This is a genomic window from Salinibacterium sp. M195, from assembly GCF_019443965.1.
In the GTDB taxonomy this organism is placed as follows: domain Bacteria; phylum Actinomycetota; class Actinomycetes; order Actinomycetales; family Microbacteriaceae; genus Rhodoglobus.
The window spans coordinates 1,209,668-1,230,248 of the sequence record NZ_CP040814.1; the positions used below are offsets into that span (position 1 = coordinate 1,209,668).

General features: G+C 59.3%; 21 protein-coding genes. 13 read left to right on the plus strand and 8 right to left on the minus strand.

Translation table 11 applies throughout. The features are described from left to right. Positions 1 to 79: 79 nt before the first annotated feature. The 3 genes from FFT87_RS14695 to FFT87_RS05770 form a co-directional block, all read right to left on the minus strand. The gene (locus FFT87_RS14695; protein ID WP_219950369.1) at positions 80 to 1,018 is read right to left on the minus strand and encodes an NUDIX domain-containing protein; all 939 of its coding nucleotides are present in this window, start codon (positions 1,016 to 1,018) and stop codon (positions 80 to 82) included. Beyond that, the gene (locus FFT87_RS05765) at positions 1,015 to 3,195 is read right to left on the minus strand and encodes an RNA degradosome polyphosphate kinase (protein ID WP_219950370.1); all 2,181 of its coding nucleotides are present in this window, start codon (positions 3,193 to 3,195) and stop codon (positions 1,015 to 1,017) included. The genes FFT87_RS14695 and FFT87_RS05765 overlap by 4 nt, the downstream gene beginning before the upstream one ends. An 82-nt stretch (positions 3,196 to 3,277) precedes the next feature. Next, positions 3,278 to 4,114, minus strand: coding sequence for a response regulator transcription factor (locus FFT87_RS05770; RefSeq protein WP_219950371.1), 837 nt, complete (start codon positions 4,112 to 4,114; stop codon positions 3,278 to 3,280). Between the two features lie 94 nt (positions 4,115 to 4,208). Between FFT87_RS05770 and FFT87_RS05775 the strand changes: the two genes are divergently transcribed. The 4 genes from FFT87_RS05775 to FFT87_RS05790 all read left to right on the plus strand — a co-directional run bounded on the left by FFT87_RS05775 (position 4,209) and on the right by FFT87_RS05790 (position 7,101). Beyond that, positions 4,209 to 4,463 (plus strand): hypothetical protein, encoded by a 255-nt coding sequence (locus FFT87_RS05775; RefSeq protein WP_219950372.1) that lies wholly within the window; start codon positions 4,209 to 4,211, stop codon positions 4,461 to 4,463. Positions 4,464 to 4,618: 155 nt separating this feature from the next. Beyond that, a complete protein-coding gene (locus FFT87_RS05780) occupies positions 4,619 to 5,215 on the plus strand; it encodes an FABP family protein (protein ID WP_219950373.1) in 597 nt (198 codons plus the stop codon). Next, complete coding sequence (locus FFT87_RS05785) at positions 5,205 to 6,272, plus strand: folate-binding protein YgfZ (RefSeq protein WP_255560081.1); 1,068 nt, start codon at positions 5,205 to 5,207, stop codon at positions 6,270 to 6,272. The genes FFT87_RS05780 and FFT87_RS05785 overlap by 11 nt, the downstream gene beginning before the upstream one ends. Before the next feature lie 85 nt (positions 6,273 to 6,357). After that, entirely contained in the window at positions 6,358 to 7,101 is a 744-nt protein-coding gene (locus FFT87_RS05790) for a phosphoglyceromutase (RefSeq protein ID WP_219950375.1), read from the plus strand. Positions 7,102 to 7,237: 136 nt separating this feature from the next. Here FFT87_RS05790 and phoU read toward each other — a convergent pair whose 3' ends face one another. Further along, positions 7,238 to 7,891, minus strand: a complete 654-nt coding sequence (gene phoU / locus FFT87_RS05795) for a phosphate signaling complex protein PhoU (protein ID WP_219950376.1) — start codon at positions 7,889 to 7,891, stop codon at positions 7,238 to 7,240. Positions 7,892 to 8,058: 167 nt separating this feature from the next. On the opposite strand from phoU, the gene FFT87_RS05800 reads away from it, so the two are divergent. Continuing rightward, positions 8,059 to 9,213 (plus strand): cell wall metabolism sensor histidine kinase WalK, encoded by a 1,155-nt coding sequence (locus FFT87_RS05800; protein WP_219950377.1) that lies wholly within the window; start codon positions 8,059 to 8,061, stop codon positions 9,211 to 9,213. Next, complete coding sequence (locus FFT87_RS05805; RefSeq protein ID WP_219950378.1) at positions 9,210 to 9,893, plus strand: response regulator transcription factor; 684 nt, start codon at positions 9,210 to 9,212, stop codon at positions 9,891 to 9,893. Before FFT87_RS05800 ends, FFT87_RS05805 begins: the two co-directional genes overlap by 4 nt. Before the next feature lie 36 nt (positions 9,894 to 9,929). On the opposite strand, the gene FFT87_RS05810 is transcribed toward FFT87_RS05805, so the two are convergent. After that, positions 9,930 to 10,439, minus strand: a complete 510-nt coding sequence (locus tag FFT87_RS05810; protein ID WP_219950379.1) for a hypothetical protein — start codon at positions 10,437 to 10,439, stop codon at positions 9,930 to 9,932. Between the two features lie 101 nt (positions 10,440 to 10,540). Here FFT87_RS05810 and FFT87_RS05815 point away from each other — a divergent pair, with 101 nt between their 5' ends. The 6 genes from FFT87_RS05815 (at position 10,541) to rlmB (ending at position 16,101) form a co-directional block, all read left to right on the plus strand. Continuing rightward, positions 10,541 to 11,023 (plus strand): CarD family transcriptional regulator, encoded by a 483-nt coding sequence (locus FFT87_RS05815; protein WP_129072070.1) that lies wholly within the window; start codon positions 10,541 to 10,543, stop codon positions 11,021 to 11,023. Between the two features lie 26 nt (positions 11,024 to 11,049). Further along, positions 11,050 to 12,228 (plus strand): 2-C-methyl-D-erythritol 4-phosphate cytidylyltransferase, encoded by a 1,179-nt coding sequence (ispD, locus tag FFT87_RS05820; protein ID WP_219950380.1) that lies wholly within the window; start codon positions 11,050 to 11,052, stop codon positions 12,226 to 12,228. A gap of 24 nt (positions 12,229 to 12,252) precedes the next feature. Continuing rightward, a complete protein-coding gene (locus FFT87_RS05825; protein ID WP_219950381.1) occupies positions 12,253 to 12,510 on the plus strand; it encodes an HPr family phosphocarrier protein in 258 nt (85 codons plus the stop codon). A gap of 146 nt (positions 12,511 to 12,656) precedes the next feature. Then, positions 12,657 to 13,517 carry a 3-hydroxyacyl-CoA dehydrogenase gene (locus FFT87_RS05830; RefSeq protein WP_219950382.1) on the plus strand — a complete coding sequence of 287 codons (861 nt, stop codon included), beginning with the start codon at positions 12,657 to 12,659 and terminating at the stop codon, positions 13,515 to 13,517. Positions 13,518 to 13,601: 84 nt separating this feature from the next. Beyond that, positions 13,602 to 15,032: a cysteine--tRNA ligase gene (cysS, locus tag FFT87_RS05835; RefSeq protein WP_219950383.1), complete on the plus strand. Its 1,431-nt coding sequence runs from the start codon at positions 13,602 to 13,604 to the stop codon at positions 15,030 to 15,032. 31 nt (positions 15,033 to 15,063) lie between these two features. Further along, complete coding sequence (gene rlmB / locus FFT87_RS05840) at positions 15,064 to 16,101, plus strand: 23S rRNA (guanosine(2251)-2'-O)-methyltransferase RlmB (RefSeq protein WP_219950384.1); 1,038 nt, start codon at positions 15,064 to 15,066, stop codon at positions 16,099 to 16,101. 78 nt (positions 16,102 to 16,179) lie between these two features. Here the strand turns inward: rlmB and FFT87_RS05845 are convergent, their stop codons facing one another. After that, on the minus strand, positions 16,180 to 17,364 hold the full coding sequence (locus FFT87_RS05845; protein ID WP_219950385.1) for a PLP-dependent aspartate aminotransferase family protein: 1,185 nt from the start codon (positions 17,362 to 17,364) through the stop codon (positions 16,180 to 16,182). Between the two features lie 99 nt (positions 17,365 to 17,463). On the opposite strand from FFT87_RS05845, the gene FFT87_RS05850 reads away from it, so the two are divergent. Beyond that, positions 17,464 to 17,946 carry an Lrp/AsnC family transcriptional regulator gene (locus FFT87_RS05850; RefSeq protein ID WP_219950386.1) on the plus strand — a complete coding sequence of 161 codons (483 nt, stop codon included), beginning with the start codon at positions 17,464 to 17,466 and terminating at the stop codon, positions 17,944 to 17,946. Here FFT87_RS05850 and FFT87_RS05855 read toward each other — a convergent pair. Both FFT87_RS05855 and FFT87_RS05860 read right to left on the minus strand, forming a co-directional pair. Continuing rightward, positions 17,943 to 19,259 carry a DUF4032 domain-containing protein gene (locus tag FFT87_RS05855; protein ID WP_219950387.1) on the minus strand — a complete coding sequence of 439 codons (1,317 nt, stop codon included), beginning with the start codon at positions 19,257 to 19,259 and terminating at the stop codon, positions 17,943 to 17,945. The genes FFT87_RS05850 and FFT87_RS05855 overlap by 4 nt on opposite strands. Before the next feature lie 82 nt (positions 19,260 to 19,341). Next, entirely contained in the window at positions 19,342 to 20,442 is a 1,101-nt protein-coding gene (locus FFT87_RS05860) for an ABC transporter ATP-binding protein (protein ID WP_219950388.1), read from the minus strand. Positions 20,443 to 20,581: the final 139 nt, after the last annotated feature.

The following is a 20,581-nucleotide window of genomic DNA, read 5'->3' on the forward strand; positions in this document are numbered from 1 at the left end:
GAAACTGACGTGCACGCCATTCTCTCGCGAATTGGGCAGAAGTTAACCGCCCGGCAACCTCAGCATTGCCCGTTAAAGTCTAGGGCTGGTGTGTTTCGACGGCGACGAGTCGAATTTTCTTGGTGTCTCGAGCAAAGTGAAGTACCGAAAAGTCGCCGGTGCTGAGCATGGCGGCGGCGCGGAGTTGAGCATCCGGCTTCGTTGCCGACGCTTCCGCGAGCGCACTGATGATCTGCGGCAATACGGGCCCGTGGCTGCACATCACCGTGGTTTGTTGCTTCTTGATCCGTTTTGCCACGATTGCCATCACGGCTTTGCCGTTTCCGACATAGGCATCTTGGCTGAGGTCATCTGTTGCTTTGATATCGAGCTCAGTTCGTTCCGCAAGAGGGGCAATCGTTGCAAGGCAGCGAGCGGCGGTGCTGCTCAGGATGCGCTCGGGCGCGTAGGCCGCAATGCCGCCGGCGATGATGGCGGCCTGTTCACTTCCGCGATGCATGAGTGGACGCGTGGCATCGGGGCCGTCCCACGTCTCGCCAGGAACGGCTTTGCCGTGGCGTACGGCGATAATCGCAAACGTACGGGCATTGCCGGCGTCATACAGGGCGGCGAAGCGGTCGAGCACGTCCCTGTCGTGGTCGTAGCTGACCTTCTTGCGTGCTTTCGACAGTGACAACCATTCCAGCGACGAAATTTCATCGTTGGGAGTGAATTTGGCGCGCTCGAGGTCGTGGTCGTTTACTTCGGCCGACCAGTAGTGCACGTACTTGTCTCGGCCGTTTGCCAGCGTGTAGTGGACTTTTCCGAGGGGCACCCCGAGATCAACACGAAGGCCAGTCTCTTCGCAAATTTCGCGAACCGCCGTCTCGGGCAATGTCTCTCCCGGGTCTACTTTGCCTTTCGGCAATGAGACATCTTTGTGCACGGTGCGATGCACCAGCAGCACTCGTGGCTTGCCATCGACCACTCGCCAGCACACAATGCCGGCGGCGAGTACTGGGGTATTCGCTGACGTCACCGGCGAGCTCCGCCTCGTTTGCGCTGCGTAATTCGCTTCATAAGAACATTCTGCATGTCGTTGAGCGGTTCGCCGGACTCGGACAGGCCGTGACGCACCCATTCGCCGTCAGGATTCAGCCACCAAGATGCCGTGGTCTCATCGACTGCGAGATCGAAGATGTAGTCGAGTTCTGCGATGTGTTCCGGTTCAACAATGCGCACGAGTGCTTCGACCCGGCGGTCGAGATTGCGGTGCATCATGTCTGAGCTGCCAATGAAGACTTGTGGGTCTCCATTGTTGTGAAACGAGAACACACGGGAGTGTTCGAGGTAGCGGCCGAGTACCGAGCGCACGCGAATGTTCTCGCTGAGGCCAGGAACTCCCGCGCGCAATGAGCAGATTCCGCGAACGACGATGTCGACAGGAACTCCCTCATTGCTCGCGCGGTAGAGGGCATCGATAATCGCCTCATCCACCATCGAATTCAGTTTGATCCGGATGCCAGAGGGGAGGCCAGCGCGGGCGTTGGAGGTTTCATTCTCGATTTGCTTGATCAGGCCCTTACGCAAGTGGCGCGGAGCAACAAGCAGTCGCTTGAACTTCTTCTCGATCGCGTAACCCGAAAGCTCATTGAAGAGCCGAGTGAGGTCTTTTCCGACTTGGTCGTCTGCCGTGAGCAAGCCGAGGTCTTCATAGAGGCGGCTGGTCTTGGGATTGTAGTTTCCGGTGCCGATATGGGCGTAGTGGCGAAGCTTGCCTTCTTCTTGACGTACGACGAGTGCGAGTTTGCAATGCGTTTTGAGGCCGACGAGTCCATAGACGACGTGCACGCCAGCTTTCTCCAGCTTGCGCGCCCACGAGATATTCGCTGTTTCGTCAAAACGTGCCTTAATTTCGACAAGAGCGAGCACAGCCTTGCCGGCTTCGGCGGCATCGATGAGCGCTTCGACAATGGGGCTATCGCCGCTCGTGCGGTACAGGGTTTGCTTGATTGCCAGCACATCAGGGTCGGCCGCGGCCTGCTCGAGGAACGATTGAACGCTCGTCGAAAACGACTCGTAGGGGTGGTGCAAGAGAATGTCCTTGCGCGCAATGGCTCGGAAAATGTCAGCGCGCTCGTTGCCCTCAGACGGCATAAGACTCGGGCTCGTGATCGGAACGTGGCGCGGGTACTTGAGAGCCGGCCGAGCGATGTTCGTGAGCTGAAAGAGTCCGCTCAGGTTGAGCGGTGCCGGCAGCCGGTAGACCTCTTGCTCGGTGATCTTGAGCTCGCGCACAAGAAGACCGAGGGTGACGTCATCCATATCGTCCGTGATCTCCAGCCGGATGGGCGGGCCGAAGCGGCGGTTCAGAATCTGCTTTTCGAGTGACTTGATCAGGTTTTCTGACTCATCTTCGTCAACATTCACGTCTTCATTTCGGGTGACGCGGAACTCGTGGTGCGCCAGAATTTCCATGCCGGGGAACAGCGCCCCGAGGTGGTTCGAAATGAGATCCTCGAGCGGAATGTAGCGCAGCTGGTCGCTGCCGTCATCTGGCAACTGAATGAAGCGCGGCAGAACGCTCGGCACTTTCAGTCGCGCGAACTCTTCTTTTTTGGTTTTGGGGTTGCGCACGCGAATCGACAGGTTGAGCGAGAGCCCTGAGATGTAGGGGAACGGATGCGCGGGGTCGACGGCCAGTGGCATGAGCACGGGGAAAATCTGGTTGGAGAAGATCTCGTGGACGCGCTCGCGGTCCTCCGGGCCGAGATCGGCCCAGGTTTCGATGTGGATGCCCTCGGCATCTAGTGCTGGCTTCACGCTGTCGCGGAATTCGGCCGCGTGACGCTCCTGAAGGGCGTGGGCGGCGGCGCTCAATTCTTCAAGCACGTCGACGGGCGCGCGACCAGTGTTGGTGGGAACGGCAAGGCCAGTGTCGATGCGGCGTTTGAGGCCGGCAACGCGCACCATGAAGAACTCATCGAGGTTACTGGCGAAAATGGCCAAGAAGTTTGCGCGCTCGAGCAGGGGAAGAGTCGTGTCTTCTGCTAGCTCAAGTACCCGCTGGTTGAAGGCAAGCCAGCTCAGCTCGCGGTCAAGGTAGCGGTCATAGATGAGGGTGCCGTCGTCAACGCTCGATGATTCGTCGATGTCGTATTCGTCGAGCGAATCAGTCGCGGAGCTCGGATCGGCAAGCGCGCTTTCGTTTTCCATTAGATCATCCTGCCACTGCGCGATGAACAACTGATTAACTCGCGCACATCCCGGCGGGGAGATGTGGCGTGGCTACGGAGCTCTAAACGGCGACTTGGCGCGATTCCGCGGCCTCACCGACCGTGACGGTGACGGGGATGGCGTCGGCGGTGGCGGTGGCGCTAGCGGTGCTGGAGCTCGTGGCAGAACCGCCGCCGACTGGCGGTGCGGCGATCGCGTCGGCTGCCGGGCTCGGAGTAGTCATCACACCAGATTTGTCTGGTTCCTCGGCGACGTTGAAGCAATACCCGACGTTGCGCACCGTGCCGATGAGGGACTCGAGGTCGCCGAGTTTAGATCGCAGCCGGCGCACGTGCACATCTACCGTGCGGGTGCCGCCAAAGTAGTCGTAACCCCACACCTCACTGAGCAGTTGTTCGCGAGTGAAGACATGAGACGGGTGTGATGCCAGAAAGCGCAACAGTTCGAACTCTTTGAAGGTCAGGTCGAGCGAACGGTCCTTGGCCTTAGCCGAGTAGCTGGCTTCGTCAATAACGATTCCGGATGCCCGAATCTTGGATGCCGAACTCTCACCTTCGCGACGTGCCATCGCTAGGCGGATGCGGGCATCCACTTCTGCGGGGCCGGCTCCGACAACCAACAGGTCATCGAGATGCCACTGACTGTTGACCGCGGCGATGCCCCCGTCGGTCACAACGACGAACAGCGGGCACGATAGCCCGCCAGTGTGGAGTACGTTGCACAAGCCTTTGGCTGCGGCAAGATTAGTGGTCGCGTCGACGATGATGAGGTCAGTGGTCGGTGCGACAACAAGGGTTGCAGGCGCTGCAACGACTACTTCGACCGTATGACTGAGCAAACCCAGGGCGGGTAGTGGTTCAGCATCGGGCGCAGAGCTAAGCATCAAGATGTGTGCCATGTTTGGCCTCCCCACTGCGTGAAAGGTATTCTACCCGCCGCGCAGAGCCGCGGTGCACAGCCGCCATTCGATGTGATTTCGCTACGATAGGGATATGACTTGGCAAAAGTGGAGCGTTGTTCCCGTGTGGTTCCTGAGCCTTGTTGGCGTAATCATCATCGGGGCAGCGGCATCCGCTGACATGCGTGTTACCTGGTTGGCTATTACTCTGGCCGGCGCCGTTGTGTTAACTTTCGTGATTCAGATTGCTATCCAACGTAAAGAACGATTCGTGGCCCGCGCGACAGCAAGCATTGTTGGCGCTCTTGCCGTCGTTGCGGTAGCAACAGCAGTTTTCGCCATCATTTAGTTCGCGCCTTCGTACTCAGCTAGGATTAGACCATGCTTCTCGCACTTGAGCTCTTCTTCGTCGGCCTTCTCGGTCTCGCGACGCTGTCAATCGGCTACGTGTCGGTTGTCGTGGTCTACAACCTGTTTCGCGGCCAGCGCTAACCGCGCCGAACTGTGATCGAGCTAGACACCTCCGGCCCCTCCGAACTCGCGCCACTTTCGTGGCTGATCGGCTTGTGGGAGGGCACTGGCATCGTCGATTACACGATTGGCGATGAGACTCGCAGCGTCGAGTTCGGTCAACGCGTCAGCTTCACTCACGATGGCCTGCCGCACCTTAACTACAACTCGTACACGTGGTTGCTCGATGACAGCAAGACGCCGCACGTTACCGAGACCGGATATTGGCGTCTTCGACGCCCGGCATCCGAGGGTGATCCCGGTCCCGGCCTGTTGCCCGCCTTCGGTGAGCGTCCGTACGGCACGGCAGACGAGGTCGAAAAGTTACGCACTGCTGACGGCGGATTCGAAATCGAAGTGTCGATCGTGCATCCCAGCGGAATCAGCGAGCTCTACATCGGCGAGGTGAAGGGGCCACGCATCGATCTGGCTACCGACGCGGTGATGCGCACTGAGAGCGCCAAGGATTACACGGCAGCAACAAGACTCTACGGATTAGTGGATGCCCATCTGCTGTGGGCGTGGGATATCGCCGCCCTCGGCCAAGACCTTCGTACTCACGCGTCAGGACGGCTTGCTCGTGTCGAATAGCACCTTTACTTCTCGGCCCGGCGCTGTCGGCAGCCCGCCGGAACACTACGGCAACCCATTCGGCGAGCAACGCACGTTGGCTGCGGGGGAGTCGATCGTTGAGCTGGCCGATCGCGCCGTTATTACGATCACTGGCCCCGACAGGCTGACATGGCTTGACTCGCTCACGACACAATCCCTCGCAGGCCTGAAGCCGGGCGAGAGCGCGGAGACGTTGCTGCTGAACCCCAACGGCCGAATCGAACATGCGATGCGGGTCATGGATGATTCTGAGGCGACGTGGCTACTCGTTGATGGTTCCGAGCGCGAAGCCCTTGCCAAGTGGCTCGACCGCATGCGCTTCATGCTTCGGGTTGAGATCGCCGATCGCAGCGACGATTTTTTGACACTCGGCAGCTTCGGCGATGTCAGTCTTCCAGCGGCCGTCTCGAACGATGTTCCGCTGGTGTGGAGCGACTCCTGGGCAAGCATCGCCCGTGGTGGTCACCAATATTCGCGAGCCGAACAGCATCCAGGCGCCAATTGGCGCTATCAAGAAACACTTGTGTCCATCGACGCTGACCTCAGCGACTATGCGGCCTCTGGATCGTTGGCGTTCGAAGCTCTGCGCATCGCTGCGTGGCGACCGCGCTTCAGTACCGAAGTCGATGACCGGAGTCTTCCGCACGAACTTGATTGGATGCGCTCCGCAGTGCACCTCAACAAGGGCTGCTACCGCGGCCAGGAGACGGTCGCCAAGGTGCACAACCTCGGGCATCCGCCTCGTCGTCTCGTCATGCTGCACCTCGACGGTTCAGAAGGCGCGCTCCCCGAACCTGGCGCAGACGTTAGCCTCGGCGAGAAAGTTGTTGGTTCCGTCACTGCCTCGGCACGTCACTTCGAACTCGGCCCCATCGCGCTCGCCGTAATCAAGCGCGGCGTAGATGCCGCTGAAACATTGTCTGTTGCTTCGGACATCGGCGAAATTGCTGCAGCCCAAGAAGTGATCGTGCCCACCGATGCTGGAGCCGAAGCGAACGTGCCGCGCCTGCCGCGACTTGGCGCCGTCAAGCGCTAGCGCCTGTACCCCGATCGCCGACTGCTTTCGCCGACGAGCACGTCACGCGCACGCGGTTGCCGCCCGTTCTCGGTACGCTTGAGACATGACTCACACCCTGATTTTGTTGCGCCACGGCAACTCCGAATGGAACCAGAAAAACCTCTTCACCGGCTGGGTGGATGTTGGGCTCACCGATCAAGGCCGCGCCGAAGCCGCACGCGCTGGCGAAATGATTGCCGCTTTCGACAAGCAGCCTGATGTTCAGTACACCTCGCTGCTCAAGCGCGCAATCCACACCGCAAACATCGCTCTCGCCGGCGCAGACCTCGACTGGCTACCCGTCAAGCGTTCTTGGCGCCTCAACGAGCGCCACTACGGCGCGCTGCAGGGCAAAGACAAGGCCCAGACTCTTGAGGAGTTCGGCGAAGAGAAGTTCATGACCTGGCGTCGTAGCTTCGATGTGCCGCCGCCCGTATTGGGCGACGACGCTGAATACAGCCAGGTTCACGACCGCCGCTATGTTGGTATCGACGGCGAAATTCCGCGCACCGAAAGTCTCAAACTCGTCATCGACCGCATGCTTCCCTACTGGGAATCTGACATCACGAAAGATCTCGCCGCTGGCAAGACAGTGTTGGTCACGGCCCATGGCAACTCGCTGCGTGCGCTCGTGAAGCACCTTGATGGCATCTCGGATGACGCGATCGCCAGCCTCAACATTCCGACCGGAATTCCGTTGGTCTACGAGCTCGACGACAACTTCATGCCGATCAAGCCGGCCTACTACCTCGATCCAGAGGCAGCGGCAGCAGGAGCTGCCGCAGTAGCGTCTCAGGGCAAGAAGTAGCGCTGTATCGCTGTAGCGCCCTAGCGCTCGATCGTTAGTTGACACGCAAGAAGCCCCGCGGAGAGAAATCTCGGCGGGGCTTCTTCGCGTGATGGCAACTCTCTCGAGTCGCAATCACTCACAGCGTGAGATCGCGTTAGTCGTCTGTCGGAACCCAGTCACCAGTCGCCAGGTACTGCACCTTCTTGGCGATCGAGACCGCATGGTCTGCGAAACGTTCGTGGTAACGCGACGCCAGAGTGGCATCAACGGTATCGACCGCTGCACCCTTCCAGGTCTCGCCGAGCACCTTGTCGAACACGCTCAAGTGCAGCGCGTCGATCCTGTCGTCGTCATTGCGAATTTCTTCGGCAATGCGTACATCTTCGTGCTTGAGCAGCTCTACGAGCTTTTTAGCGACTGCTACGTCGAGTGCCCCGAGTTCGGCGAACGTGCCGCGCAGTGACTTCGGCACCACCTTGTCGGGGAACCGGTAACGAGCAAGCTGAGCGATGTGCTCAGCCATATCGCCCATGCGCTCGAGAGATGCACTGATGCGCAGAGCGCTCACTACAATTCGCAAGTCTCGAGCTACTGGTTGTTGACGAGCGAGGATGTTGATCGCCAATTCGTCGAGCTCTGCAGCCGCAACATCAATTTCATCGTCATCTGCGATCACCGTTTCGGCGAGCGACACGTCTGAGTCGTTGAATGCTTTTGTGGCGTTCTCAATTGAGACCGCCACCAGGCTGGCAATTTCGACGAGGCGGTCTTGTACCTCGCGTAGTTCTTGTTGGAATACTTCGCGCACGCTATCTACGTCCCTTCGATACGGGCATGACGAAGCCCGCACGGCTTAGGCCACCCTGCCTGCGTCAGGTTAACAGCAGGTGTTGGCGGCCTGAACTTTAGCTGAAGTGAGCACTCGTCGCGAACTTGCGGCAAGTGGATGCTCCAGATGTAACTAACCTAGTCGTTATGGACTCTGCGTGGCTTATGCCGGCCGCCCTCGCTTTCGGGGTATTTCTTGGCGGTGGTATGTCCATCATCATTTATGCAGCGGCTAAGCGTGGCCAGCGCGCAGCTCACGTTGTCTCGTCTGCGGTACCGGACGGCGTTGATCAAGTCATCGATGCATTGGAATCCGCGGGAATCGTGCTTGATCCTTCGAACAACATCATGAAGGCATCGCAGGCTGCGCTCACCTACGGTCTGGTGTGGAATCACGCGCTCGTGCATCCAGAACTCGTCGAGTTCGTCGACCAAGTGCGGCGTACTGGCGAACCGATCGCCCAAGAAGTGCACCTCTCTCGCGGTCCGTTCGGTGACGCAAATATTTATCTTTTCGTTCGGGTGGCACGCTTGGGCACGCGCTACGTTCTGCTGTTGGCCGAAGACCGCACTGAGTCATATCGACTCGAAAGCGTGCGGCGCGACTTCGTGGCGAATATCAGTCACGAACTCAAAACGCCGATTGGTGCCGTTGGGCTGCTTGCTGAGGCACTTGTCAGCGCCTCAGACGAGCCAGAACAAGTCACTCGCTTCGCTAAGCGGCTCACCAAGGAATCTCACCGGCTTGCCCGCATCACCCAAGAGATCATCGAACTCTCACGGCTACAGTCGGCTGACGGCCTCGCTGAGGCTGCTTCTGTAGATATCGACACTGTGCTTGCCGTCGCGATCGACCAAAACCGCGCTGTTGCCGATTTCAACCGCGTAACCCTCGTGCGTGGGGGAGAGACTGACCTCGAAGTTTTCGGAGACGAAACGCTCCTGGTGCTTGCCCTCGACAACCTCATCTCGAACGCGGTGCAGTATTCGCCAGAGAACACCCGGGTGGGCATTGGGGTTCGCCGCAAGGCGGGTGCCGTCGAGATTGCCGTTACCGATCAGGGGCTGGGAATTCCCGAAGACGAACTCGACCGTGTCTTTGAGCGCTTCTACCGCAGTGACCCCGCGCGCAGTCGGCACACGGGAGGCAGCGGACTCGGCCTCAGCATTGCCAAACACGTTGTCCAGAACCACGGTGGCGACATCCGTGTGTGGTCGCAGGTGGGCCAAGGCTCAACGTTCACGATCAGATTGCCCGAAATCGACCACGACGTAGCAAAGTCAACTGGAGAAAAATCATGACCCGAATCCTGATTGTCGAAGATGAGTCATCGCTCAGCGAGCCCTTGGCGTTTTTATTGGAGCGTGAAGGCTACGAGACGACAATTATGGAAGACGGCCTTGCTGGCCTTGCCGAGTTCGATCGCAACGGTGCTGATGTACTGCTGCTCGACCTGATGTTGCCCGGTCTATCGGGCACTGAAGTGTGCCGGGAGATTCGCACACGCTCGAACGTTCCGATCATTATGCTCACGGCAAAAGACAGCGAAGTGGACATCGTCGTCGGCCTTGAGCTTGGTGCGGATGACTACGTAACGAAGCCGTATTCCACTCGCGAGCTCTTGGCCCGCATCCGCGCGGTCTTGCGCCGTCGGGCTGACGATATCGACGAGCCCGACTCGGTACTCGAAGCCGGTGGAGTGCGTATGGACGTCGAACGTCACACGGTGACGGTTGATGGCGCGAACGTGAGCATGCCGCTGAAAGAGTTCGAGCTCCTTGAACTGCTGTTGCGTAACGGTGGGCGTGTGCTTACTCGCGGCCAGCTCATCGATCGGGTGTGGGGTGCCGACTACTTTGGTGACACAAAGACTCTCGATGTGCACATCAAGCGCATCCGCTCGAAAATCGAAAAGACTCCATCACAGCCCACGATGCTGGTTACCGTGCGTGGGCTCGGTTACCGCTTCGAAGATCTCTAGCGCAGCCGCGGCCCTCGCCGACGCGCTTTGTCGAGGCTATTCGCTGAGAGCGTTAGCGGGAGCGAGGTCGGCGTAGATTACGTTCTCACCGGAAATGACGGGCACGAGTAACTCTTTGCCGCTGTCATTGCCGTACTGGAAGTAGATCGGGAGCAGTTGCCCGGCGCTGACACCAGCATCGCTGATCAGGATGGTGTTGCCGTCGACCTCGGTGCCGTAGCTCTTGACTTCACTGCTCGGCACTGGCTTCGAGATGTCGACTCGTTCACCCTCGCTCGACTCATATTGCATCGTCAGGCTGCCGCTCGCGGAGCTTGTATTGACGATCGTGATCATCAAGCTAAGGCTTGAGTCATCGTCGCTACTGATGGCGAGAACGTTGAGGAGTTCAACGTCGCCAACGGTGGAGCTAATGCCGTCGCTCGGGTCGTACTTGTTGAGCGTTGCGGTCGGCGTCAGGAACGAACAACCGGCGGTGCCCACAAGGAGAGCGCCGGCAATGAGGGCGGAGGTTGCGGCGCGTGTCGCGCGAGTGCGTACTGTCACACAGCCATACTATCGACAGCCGCGTTGGAGCGCTTAGTTAGGCAACCCTTACCATGCCTTTACTGTGGTAAACTGGGTTTTCTTCGAGAGGACCACTATTCATGTTGTTTGAGGTCGGCGAGACTGTCGTTTATCCCCATCACGGTGCTGCAACTATCACTGAGGTGAAGAAGCGCACCATCAAGGGCGAAGAGAAGGTTTATCTCAAGCTCAACGTAACGCAGGGCGATCTTACGATCGAGGTTCCTGCCGAGAATGTTGATCTCGTTGGTGTGCGCGACGTAATCGGTCGCGAAGGCCTGGATGCAGTGTTCGAGGTGCTTCGCGCGCCGTTCACCGAAGAGCCGACCAACTGGTCGCGCCGGTACAAGGCCAACCTAGAGAAGCTCGCTTCTGGCGATGTAATCAAGGTTTCTGAAGTAGTTCGCGACTTGTGGCGTCGAGACCAAGACCGTGGCCTCTCTGCTGGAGAAAAGCGGATGCTCGCTAAGGCCCGCCAGATTCTTATTTCTGAGCTTGCTCTCGCCGAGAAGACTGACGAAGACAAGGCATCGCTCGTTCTTGACGAAGTGCTTGCTTCCTAACTTCTCCGGTACTCGCTGTCTCGCGCATGAGCACAACTATCGAACCCCGCGTTGCGGTCATCGTCGTGGGCGCTGGCAGCGGCACGCGTCTCGGGCATAAAGAGCCAAAAGCGTTCGTCCCGCTTGCGGGGCGCCCCAATCTCAGTCGAGCACTCGACGGCGTTTTTGGGATGGCGGAACCAGCGCAAATTATTGTCACGGTGCCGCGATCGTTCGTTGATGTTGCCGAGCAACTGATTCGAGATGTTCCGGCACACGATGGTCGTACCGTCAGCGTCATTGTTGGCGGTTCAACGCGTCAAGACTCCGTTGTCGCTGCCCTGAAGCTGCTGCAGTCGACAGTCGAGATAGTGCTTGTGCACGACGCAGCTCGCCCGCTCACTCCGAGCGCCGTTTTCGATTCGGTAGTGGTCGAAGTGCGCAAATCTGGCGCCGGTGTTGTTCCGGGGCTTCCCGTCACCGACACCATCAAGCGCACTGATGGCAATGGCCAGATCATCGAGACCGTTGATCGTTCAACGCTGACCGCAGTCCAAACTCCGCAGGGGTTCCCTCGCGCATTGCTGGTGGCCGCACACGAGGCCGCTCAAGAAGAGTTCACTGACGACGCCGCCGTTGTGGCGGCAGCCGGGCATCCGGTATCAATCATTGCTGGAGATCATTTGTCGTTCAAGATCACCACCGCGTGGGAGCTGCGCCGAGCCGAGCAGTTGTTCATGACGCCCACGGCTACGGACGTTCGCGTCGGAACCGGCACCGATGTGCATGCTTACGACGACACCAAGCCACTGTGGCTCGCGGGGCTGCACTGGCCAGACGAGGTCGGTCTCCGAGGTCACAGCGACGGAGATGTAGTCTCACACGCCATCTGCGACGCTCTGCTCGCCGCAGCGGGTCTTGGGGACCTCGGCAGCGTCTTCGGCACCAGCGACCCGAGGTTCGCTGCAGCGCATGGCGACGTCTTTTTGAGCGAAACGCTTCGATTACTTCAGGAAGCTGGATTCGAAGTCGCTAACGTTGCCGTGCAAATAGTGGGTAACCACCCGATTATTTCCCGTCGCCGGGTCGAAGCCGAAACTCTCCTGACGGGCATCCTCGGAGCGCCAGTCAGCGTTGCCGGCACGACCACTGACGCTTTAGGGTTCACCGGTCGCGGAGAAGGTATGGCAGCCATCGCTACCGCTCTCGTGCGCGCACGGTCGTAAACACGCAATTCGAAAGGGCCCAGAATGTCAGAACGCACCGCCATAGTCGCTTCCCCCGCCGGGCTGCATGCACGCCCAGCCGCCCTCTTTGCGGAGGCCGCGGGCAAGAGCGGCCTAAAGATCACCGTCGCGAAGGGTGACACTGTCGTGAATGCGGCGAGTATTCTCATGGTGCTTTCGCTCGGTGTCGCTCAGGGTGAGACAGTCACCCTCGCGTCAGACGACGACGGGGCCGATGCTGTACTTGACGAACTCGTCTCGCTACTCTCCTCGGCCGAATAACAGTTTCCCCGCGAGCACTCGGAGTGCAGTCAGCCCACGTTCAGCCCGCACTAAGCGAGCGCTGACTGCCGAGGCGTAGTGTCAGAGTCAGATGCTGGTACCGGCCCAAGCGGGCCGGACCGAAGCACTGAAGGGAAGAGGACACGATGACAGACATTCACCAGGTAACAGTCTTGGGAACTGGCGTACTCGGATCACAAATCGCATTCCAGACCGCGTTCAGCGGCTTCGAGGTAGTGGCCTATGACATTAACGAAGACGCGCTCGAGAAGGCACGCGCACGTTTCGACGGCTTGGTGAGCACGTATGTGGCTGACGGTGTAGACGGCGCAGCAGACGGCAAGGCTCAAGACGCGCTCACACGAGTGCGGTACTCCCACGATCTCGCCGACGCCGTCAAAGACGCCGATCTCGTTATCGAAGCGATCCCCGAAATTTTGGACCTCAAGAAGTCCACCTACGCCGAGCTGGGAAAACTTGCCCCAGAGCACACAATTTTCGCAACGAACTCCTCAACGTTGCTCCCCAGCGATATCAAGGATTCCACCGGTCGCGCCGACAAATTCTTGGCGCTGCACTTCGCCAACCAGATCTGGAAGTTCAACACTGCCGAGGTCATGGGCACGAGCGACACTGATCCTGCCGTCTTCGACGCGGTGGTTGAATTCGCGTCAGAAATCGGAATGGTTCCGATTCCGATCCACAAGGAAAAGGCTGGCTACGTACTCAACTCTTTGCTGGTCCCCTTCCTCAATGCTGCCGCTGAACTCGCTGCTGACGGCTACGCGGAGCCCGCGGATGTCGACAACACGTGGCGCATTGCTACCGGAGCCCCTATGGGCCCGTTCCAGATCTTCGACGTGATCGGGCTGACGACTCCGTACAACATCATGTCCAACGGCGACGAGAATACGAAGCGTTTTGCCGAGTGGATGAAGGCGGAATACATCGACAAGGGTTACTTGGGTGTTGCCTCAGGACGAGGTTTCTACACCTACACAAATTGATGGGGTGAAGTGCGGGGGAGTCAACCTTCCCCGTGCTCTCTTTCAGGCCACGCAATACCCAGCGACGGTCGCTAAACTTGCTCAGTGACTATTCGCCTGTATGACACTCGGAGTGCCAGCCTCGTCGACCTCGAACCCCGTGAGCCGGGCAAAGTAGGTATCTACGTGTGCGGCCCCACGGTGCAGTCCGCACCTCATATTGGACATCTTCGCTCGGCGCTCGTCTACGACATTTGGCGCCGCTGGCTAATGTACCGTGGCCTCGACGTCACTCTGGTGCGCAATGTCACTGACATCGACGACAAGATTTTGAGCAAGGCAGTGGATGCCGCGGCTGGCGGCTCGACTGAAGAGTGGTGGGCGCTTGCCTACCGAACTGAACTCGAATTTACCGCTGGGTACAACGAACTCGGCATTCTGCCGCCGACCTACGAACCGCGCGCTACCGCGAATATCTCTGAGATGCGCGACTTGATCGCGAAACTCATCGAGCGTGGCCACGCCTATGCAGCCGCAGATGACTCCGGCGATGTCTACTTTGATACCCAGTCGTGGCCTACCTATGGTGAGCTCACTCGCCAGAGCCCTGACGACATGGTTGCTGCCACAGATGCCGATCCGCGTTCCAAACGCAACGCCCCTGATTTTGCGCTGTGGAAGGGAAGCAAGCCCGCCGAACCGGAGTCAGCATCCTGGTCGTCGCCCTGGGGTGACGGGCGTCCGGGATGGCATATTGAATGCTCTGCCATGTCTCGCCGGTATTTGGGCGGTGCGTTCGATATCCACGGTGGTGGCCTCGATCTGCGATTCCCGCATCACGAGAACGAACTCGCACAGTCAACGGCAGCTGGCGATGATTTCGCGAGACACTGGGTGCACAACGGCATGGTCAATGTGAATGGCCAGAAGATGTCGAAGTCGCTTGGCAACTCGGTTTTTGCCCGTGATCTGCTGGATGCCGCCCGTCCCATCGTTGTTCGCTACCTGCTGGGGGCGGCCCACTATCGTTCAACAATCGACTACACCGATGGTTCGCTCGATGAAGCTGAGGCTGCATTCGAACGCCTTGAAGTGTTCATTGAGCGCGCGACCCGTCGACTGCGCGATACCCGCTTCGATGTCGCCAACCTCAACGAGGTTCCGGATGACTTTGCCGAAGCAATGGATGACGATCTTGCGGTGCCGCAGGCACTTGCCGTAGTTCACGATACAATTCGTTCAGGCAATGCCGCGCTCGACGATGGAGATCTCGCGGCAGTCGCCACCGCGCGATCACAAGTGGTCGCGATGGCACAGGTCTTGGGTATCAACCCACTAGATCCACGATGGGGTTCTGATCGTTCAGAACCGGCCGTTGCTGCACTGTCAGCACTGGTTGAGAAACTCATTGAGGATCGCAATACGGCCCGCTCAGCAAAGGATTTTGCTGTTGCGGACCGAATCCGTGATGAACTATCAGCGGCGGGCATCACTGTAGAGGATGACTCGACCGGATCGCATTGGAGCTTGCCGTGAATAATCGGCGCTTCCGACAGGAGCAACACTCGTGAAAAACCCAGCTAACACACCCCGCGCAGGAGCGGTCCGCAAGGGCCGCAAGGGCCCCCAGGTCGGCTCGGGAGGCCAGGGACGTCAAGCTCTCGAAGGTCGTAAGCCCACCCCCAAAGCAGAAGACCGTCCGTATCACCCCGCGGGCAAGCGCAAAGCTGCTGCCGAGCGCTATGAAGCGGCCGGAGGAACCCGCCGTAACAGCGGCAAGCCCTCCGAGGGCGGCCAGCGTCCGAGCCAGCCCAGCCGGTCGCGCGTAGCAAAGTCTGCCGATGAGTCGGAGATGGTCACCGGTCGCAACTCAGTACTTGAGGCGTTGCGCGCTAAAATTCCCGCTCACACTCTGTACATGGCCGCGCGGATCGAATATGACGACCGTGTCAAAGAGATCCTGAAACTCGCTACTGCTCGCAACCTTGCGGTGCTCGAGGTAATGCGTCCAGAACTCGACCGCCTTGCCGGTTTCGATTCTGTGCACCAGGGCTTCGCCCTCAAGGTGCCGCCGTATGAGTATGCGCATCCAATGGAGCTGCTCGACAAGGTGGAGGCTCGCGGCCAAGTTCCGCTGCTCGTCGCCCTCGACGGCATCACTGATCCTCGGAACCTCGGCGCTATCGTGCGCTCGGTTGCCGCGTTTGGTGGCCAGGGCGTTATTGTTCCGCAGCGTCGCTCGGTCGGCATGACGGCATCCGCGTGGAAGACCTCTGCCGGCGCTGCCGCTCGCACCCCTGTTGCTATGGCGAACAACCTCACGCAGATGATCAAGGAGTACAAGAAGCGCGGAGTCTTCGTGCTTGGTCTTGACGGCGATGGGGATGTATCGCTTCCTTCGCTTCCCTTGGCAAAAGAACCCGTGTTGATCGTTGTCGGTAGCGAAGGCAAAGGGCTGTCGCGTCTTGTCACCGAGAACTGTGACGCAATTGTCTCAATCCCGATCAGTGCAGCGACTGAGTCGCTCAACGCGGGAATTGCTGCCAGTGTCACGCTGTACGAGATCTCGAAGCTGCGTCAAGCAGCTCGCAAGAAGAAGAAGTAGTTCATTTAGAGCGACAAAGAGCCGCTGTTCCTTCGGGAACAGCGGCTCTTTGCTTTGGCTGAGATAGCGCGAGTGTGGCTACGTGCCGCTCACGGCATCCAGTGCGGCGGTGATGTCGTTCATGAGGTCTTCGACGTGCTCAAGACCGATCGAGATGCGCACGATACCGGCTCCCGGCTTTGCCTCCGAGGCGACCGGACGATGAGTGAGCGATGCTGGGTGCTGCACCAGAGTGTCGATTCCGCCGAGCGAGACCGCATGGGTGATGAGTTTCACCGACTCGGTGAACTTGGCTGCAGCGTCGTAGCCGCCGGCCAAATCCAGAGCGATCAGCGAACCGGCTCCCGCTGACTGTGTGCCGATAAGGCCGGCAGGGTCCTGACCCGGCAGGCCGGGGTAGAGCACGCGAGCGAGCGCGGGATGCCCGTCGAGACGGCGAGCAAGTTCTCCCGCGGTTTCTTGTTGGGCGCGCACTCGCAGGGGCAGAGTGCGTAATCCGCGGTGCAGCAGGTACGCGGCAAAGGGGTGCAAAACGCCACCGGTGAGGGCGCGAACGTTGCGAAGGCTCTTGGCGTGAGCTTCACTGGTAGCGATGACGCCGCCCATGACGTCTCCGTGGCCGCCGAGGTACTTGGTCGCACTGTGCAGCACCATGGCGGCACCGAGTTCGATAGGGCGTTGCAACACGGGAGTCGCGAAGGTGTTGTCAACGAGAACAGGAACGTTGCCTGCCGCTGCGATGATCTTCTTGATGTCGACGAGCTCAAGCGTGGGGTTGGCGGGGGACTCGATAACAACGAGTCCGGTATCAGCCTGAATCGCCTCCGCAACAGAGTCGGCGTCGGCCCACGTGACGGTCGTGCCGAGCAATCCGTTGTCGAGCACGTGGTCGCTTCCGCCATACAGTGGGCGAACGCCAACAACGTGAGGTCGACCGGCGGAGGCGATGGAGATGAGCACTGCGGCGAGAGCCGCCATGCCGCTGGCGTACGCGACGGCGGCTTCAGCGCCTTCTAACGCAGCGAGGCTATCTTCGAAGCGCGCAACACCAGGCTGCCACAGGCGCTGGTAAACGGCGGAGTGGCCATCGATGATGGGGTTTCCTCCGGCGAGGTTCTCGTAAGAGTCTCCGCCTTCCTCGACATTGGGAAGGGGGTTGGTTGTCGACAGGTCGATAGAGGGAACGTGTTGGCCAGATTCCTGAACGCCCTCCATTCCTGCGTGAACAGCAAGAGTTTCGAGGTGGATATCGTGTGGCAGCATGTCTTGATATCAGCAGAAACTTCGCCAGAAATCAACTCTGATGCAACATCTTCACCAAACATGACGTATTCCGCATAAACTGCGGGCAAGGAGGCCACCGTGACCGCACCCAGAACCCTGCCCATCGACTCGATTGACCGGGCGATCCTTGCCAGCCTTGCGACGAATGCCCGAATGTCGGGTTCAGCGCTCGCGTCAGCCGCGGGAGTGGCAGAGTCGACAGTTTCCCAGCGACTTCGCCGCCTGCACGACGAAGGTTATGTTCGTGGCTTTCACGCTGACATCGATGTCGCCAAGCTCGGTATGAGCGTGCAAGCACTCATCTCTATCAAGCTCGTGAAACATGTGCGCGAAGATGTGGATGCCTTCCGCAGCGCTGCTCCGCACTGGCCTGGCGTGCTGGCGTTCTTCCACACCGGCGGTGCCGACGACTACCTGCTGCATGTTGCCGCTCATAGCGCGGCAGAGCTGCGCGACTTCATGCTGACGTATTTGGCGAGTCACCCCGCTGTTTCCCACACGGAAACGAACCTCGTGTTCGAGCATGTGACCGGTCGCGGTCTCGAGCAGCTGTTGTCCTAAACGGTGAGGCGCCAGTCGTTGCCGTCGGCTGAATCGTCATCTTCATTGTCGTCGAGCTCGCTGCCGGGGATAGTGATCGGCGAAGTAAAGGCACCCGTTGGCGGATTGATCATGGTGGCCTCGTCGCGGCGGAACTGCAGCACGTTCTCGACGTAGCTACCGACAGCTTCGGCTAAAGGAATGTCGCGGCCCGAATCTTGAGCGAGCTGGCGGCGGTGGTCGAGCAGCTGGTGGAAGATCTCGGCCGGTTCAAGCTTTCCGCGCAGTCCCTTCGGAATGGCGCGAATCACGGGCTCAAAGACGCGAGCAGCCCACTCATGGGCCAACATCTCTTCGTCCATATCTTGCTTGTCGAAAGCGGCACGGTACGAATCCATGTCGTTGAGCAGGCGGCGGGCCTGATTCTCCTGAGCGTCGAGACCGGTAAGGCGCAGTAGTCGCCGTGAGTGGTGTCCGGCATCCACAACTTTGGGTTGGATGCGCACGCGCGTGCCAGAGTCTTCAGTTTTGATCGCGAGCTCTTCGATATCGAAACCGAGGGCATTGAGACGTTCAACTCGCTGGTTGATACGCCAACGCTCGGAGTGGTCGAAGCGCTCAGAGCCCGTGAGCTCTTGCCAGAGAGTGCGGTACTGCGCGAGGATACCGTTGCTGATTTCAACAGGGTCGATATCTTGCGACAGGCGACCGCCGGCCTGCAGATCAAGTAGCTCGCCGGCAATGTTGACGCGACCGATCTCAAGGTCGTTTTCGCGCTGACCGTTTGACAGCCGGTCATACAGTTGGCCCGTCTCGGCATCCACTAAGTAGGCGGCGAAAGCGCCGGCGTCTCGACGGAACAGGGTATTCGAGAGTGATACATCGCCCCAGAAGAAACCAACAATGTGGAGGCGAACCAGCAGCACTGCGAGAGCGTCTACGAGGCGGCGAGCAGTTTCGGGGCGCAAGCTTTGGGAGTACACGGCGCGATAGGGAAGGGAGAACCGCAAGTGCCGGGTAACGAGCACTGACTTGAGTTCTTCGCCATCGGCCGCCGTGCGGTTCGTGATGATCGCGAGAGGATCCACGCACGGGACATCAAGCTTTTGCAGAGTGCGCAGCATTTCGTACTCGCGCTTCGCGAGTTCACTTGAGGTCTCTTTGATGGCCACAATGTAGCCGCTGAGATTCGCGAAGCGAACCAGGTGACGCGAAATTCCCTTAGGGAGGGTCGCGATCGCATCATCGGGCCAGAGCTCGAGCGGCAATTCCCACGGAAGATCCAAGAGCGCGGGATCGACTATGGCCGCGGTGATGTTGACTGAACCAGACATTCACGTTTCCTTAAGCTGAAACGAGCCCGCCAACGCATCCGAACATTGTTCGACGTTGACGGGCTCGATTGTAAAGCGGGAACTAGCTCGCGACGACAGGCTTCTTGGTCAGGCGGAGGCCAGTCTCGGTGTCGAAGACGTGAACGTGGTGAGGCTCAGGGGTCAGGAAGACCTCATCGCCGGCGTTCGGGTGTGAGCGGCCATCGACGCGAACGACGATATCAACACGCTCGCCCTTGATTTGAGCGTGACCAAAGAGGTAGCCGTCAGCGCCGAGCTCTTCGACGAGGTCGACTTCAACCCGAAGTCCGTCACCAGAGGTCGAGATGATCACGTCCTCGGGGCGAATACCGATAGTGACGGTCTTCGCGTCAGTCTCGCCAAGGGTCTCGCTGTCAACGTGCACAACAGTGTCGCCGAACTGAAGGCCACCGTCGACGATGTCGACACTGAACAGGTTCATGGCTGGGCTGCCAATGAAGCCAGCAACGAAAATGTTCTGCGGTGCTTCGTACAGGTCGCGAGGAGTACCAACCTGCTGGAGGAGGCCATCCTTGAGAACTGCAATGCGGTCACCCATGGTGAGCGCTTCGGTCTGATCGTGAGTCACATAAACCGTGGTGACTCCGAGGCGACGCTGAAGGCTCGCGATCTGCGTACGCGTCTGAACGCGCAGCTTGGCATCAAGGTTCGACAGCGGCTCGTCCATGAGGAACACCTGAGGCTGGCGAACGATAGCGCGACCCATGGCAACACGCTGACGCTGACCACCCGAGAGGGCCTTGGGCTTGCGGCTGAGGTAAGGCTCGAGGTCGAGAAGCTTCGCTGCTTCAAGTACGCGAGCTGCGCGCTCTTCCTTGTTGATACCGGCGATCTTGAGCGCGAAGCCCATGTTTTCTGCAACCGTCATGTGGGGGTAGAGAGCGTAGTTCTGGAAGACCATGGCGATGTCGCGGTCCTTCGGCGGAACGTCAGTGACGTCGCGGTCGCCGATAAGGATGCTGCCATCGTTGACCTCTTCGAGGCCAGCAAGCATGCGAAGGCTAGTTGACTTGCCGCAACCCGAGGGGCCGACCAGTACGAGGAATTCGCCGTCTTCTACGTGAAGATTCAGCTTGTCTACAGCGGGGATCGTTGATCCCGGGTAGAGACGTGTTGCATTGTCAAAAGTTACAGACGCCATTGTTCTATTATTCTCCTTCACCGGCAGGTACGTGCCGGACGATCCGAGTGATGGACAGCGGTCGAAACCGCGTTGGGTCATTATTGCACTCTTTTGGGGGTCAGCTAACCGGCTGCTATCGCAGCCGGAACCGCTCGTC

Bases quoted from the DNA above. Each gene is read 5' to 3' on its own strand.
- FFT87_RS05765 (WP_219950370.1), bottom strand. From the start codon at position 3,195: ATGGAAAACGAAAGCGCGCTTGCCGATCCGAGCTCCGCGACTGATTCG.
- FFT87_RS05770 (WP_219950371.1), bottom strand. From the start codon at position 4,114: ATGGCACACATCTTGATGCTTAGCTCTGCGCCCGATGCTGAACCACTA.
- FFT87_RS05775 (WP_219950372.1), top strand. From the start codon at position 4,209: ATGACTTGGCAAAAGTGGAGCGTTGTTCCCGTGTGGTTCCTGAGCCTT.
- FFT87_RS05790 (WP_219950375.1), top strand. From the start codon at position 6,358: ATGACTCACACCCTGATTTTGTTGCGCCACGGCAACTCCGAATGGAAC.
- FFT87_RS05800 (WP_219950377.1), top strand. From the start codon at position 8,059: ATGGACTCTGCGTGGCTTATGCCGGCCGCCCTCGCTTTCGGGGTATTT.
- FFT87_RS05805 (WP_219950378.1), top strand. From the start codon at position 9,210: ATGACCCGAATCCTGATTGTCGAAGATGAGTCATCGCTCAGCGAGCCC.
- FFT87_RS05815 (WP_129072070.1), top strand. From the start codon at position 10,541: ATGTTGTTTGAGGTCGGCGAGACTGTCGTTTATCCCCATCACGGTGCT.
- ispD (WP_219950380.1), top strand. From the start codon at position 11,050: ATGAGCACAACTATCGAACCCCGCGTTGCGGTCATCGTCGTGGGCGCT.
- FFT87_RS05825 (WP_219950381.1), top strand. From the start codon at position 12,253: ATGTCAGAACGCACCGCCATAGTCGCTTCCCCCGCCGGGCTGCATGCA.
- FFT87_RS05830 (WP_219950382.1), top strand. From the start codon at position 12,657: ATGACAGACATTCACCAGGTAACAGTCTTGGGAACTGGCGTACTCGGA.
- FFT87_RS05845 (WP_219950385.1), bottom strand. From the start codon at position 17,364: ATGCTGCCACACGATATCCACCTCGAAACTCTTGCTGTTCACGCAGGA.
- FFT87_RS05855 (WP_219950387.1), bottom strand. From the start codon at position 19,259: ATGTCTGGTTCAGTCAACATCACCGCGGCCATAGTCGATCCCGCGCTC.
- FFT87_RS05860 (WP_219950388.1), bottom strand. From the start codon at position 20,442: ATGGCGTCTGTAACTTTTGACAATGCAACACGTCTCTACCCGGGATCA.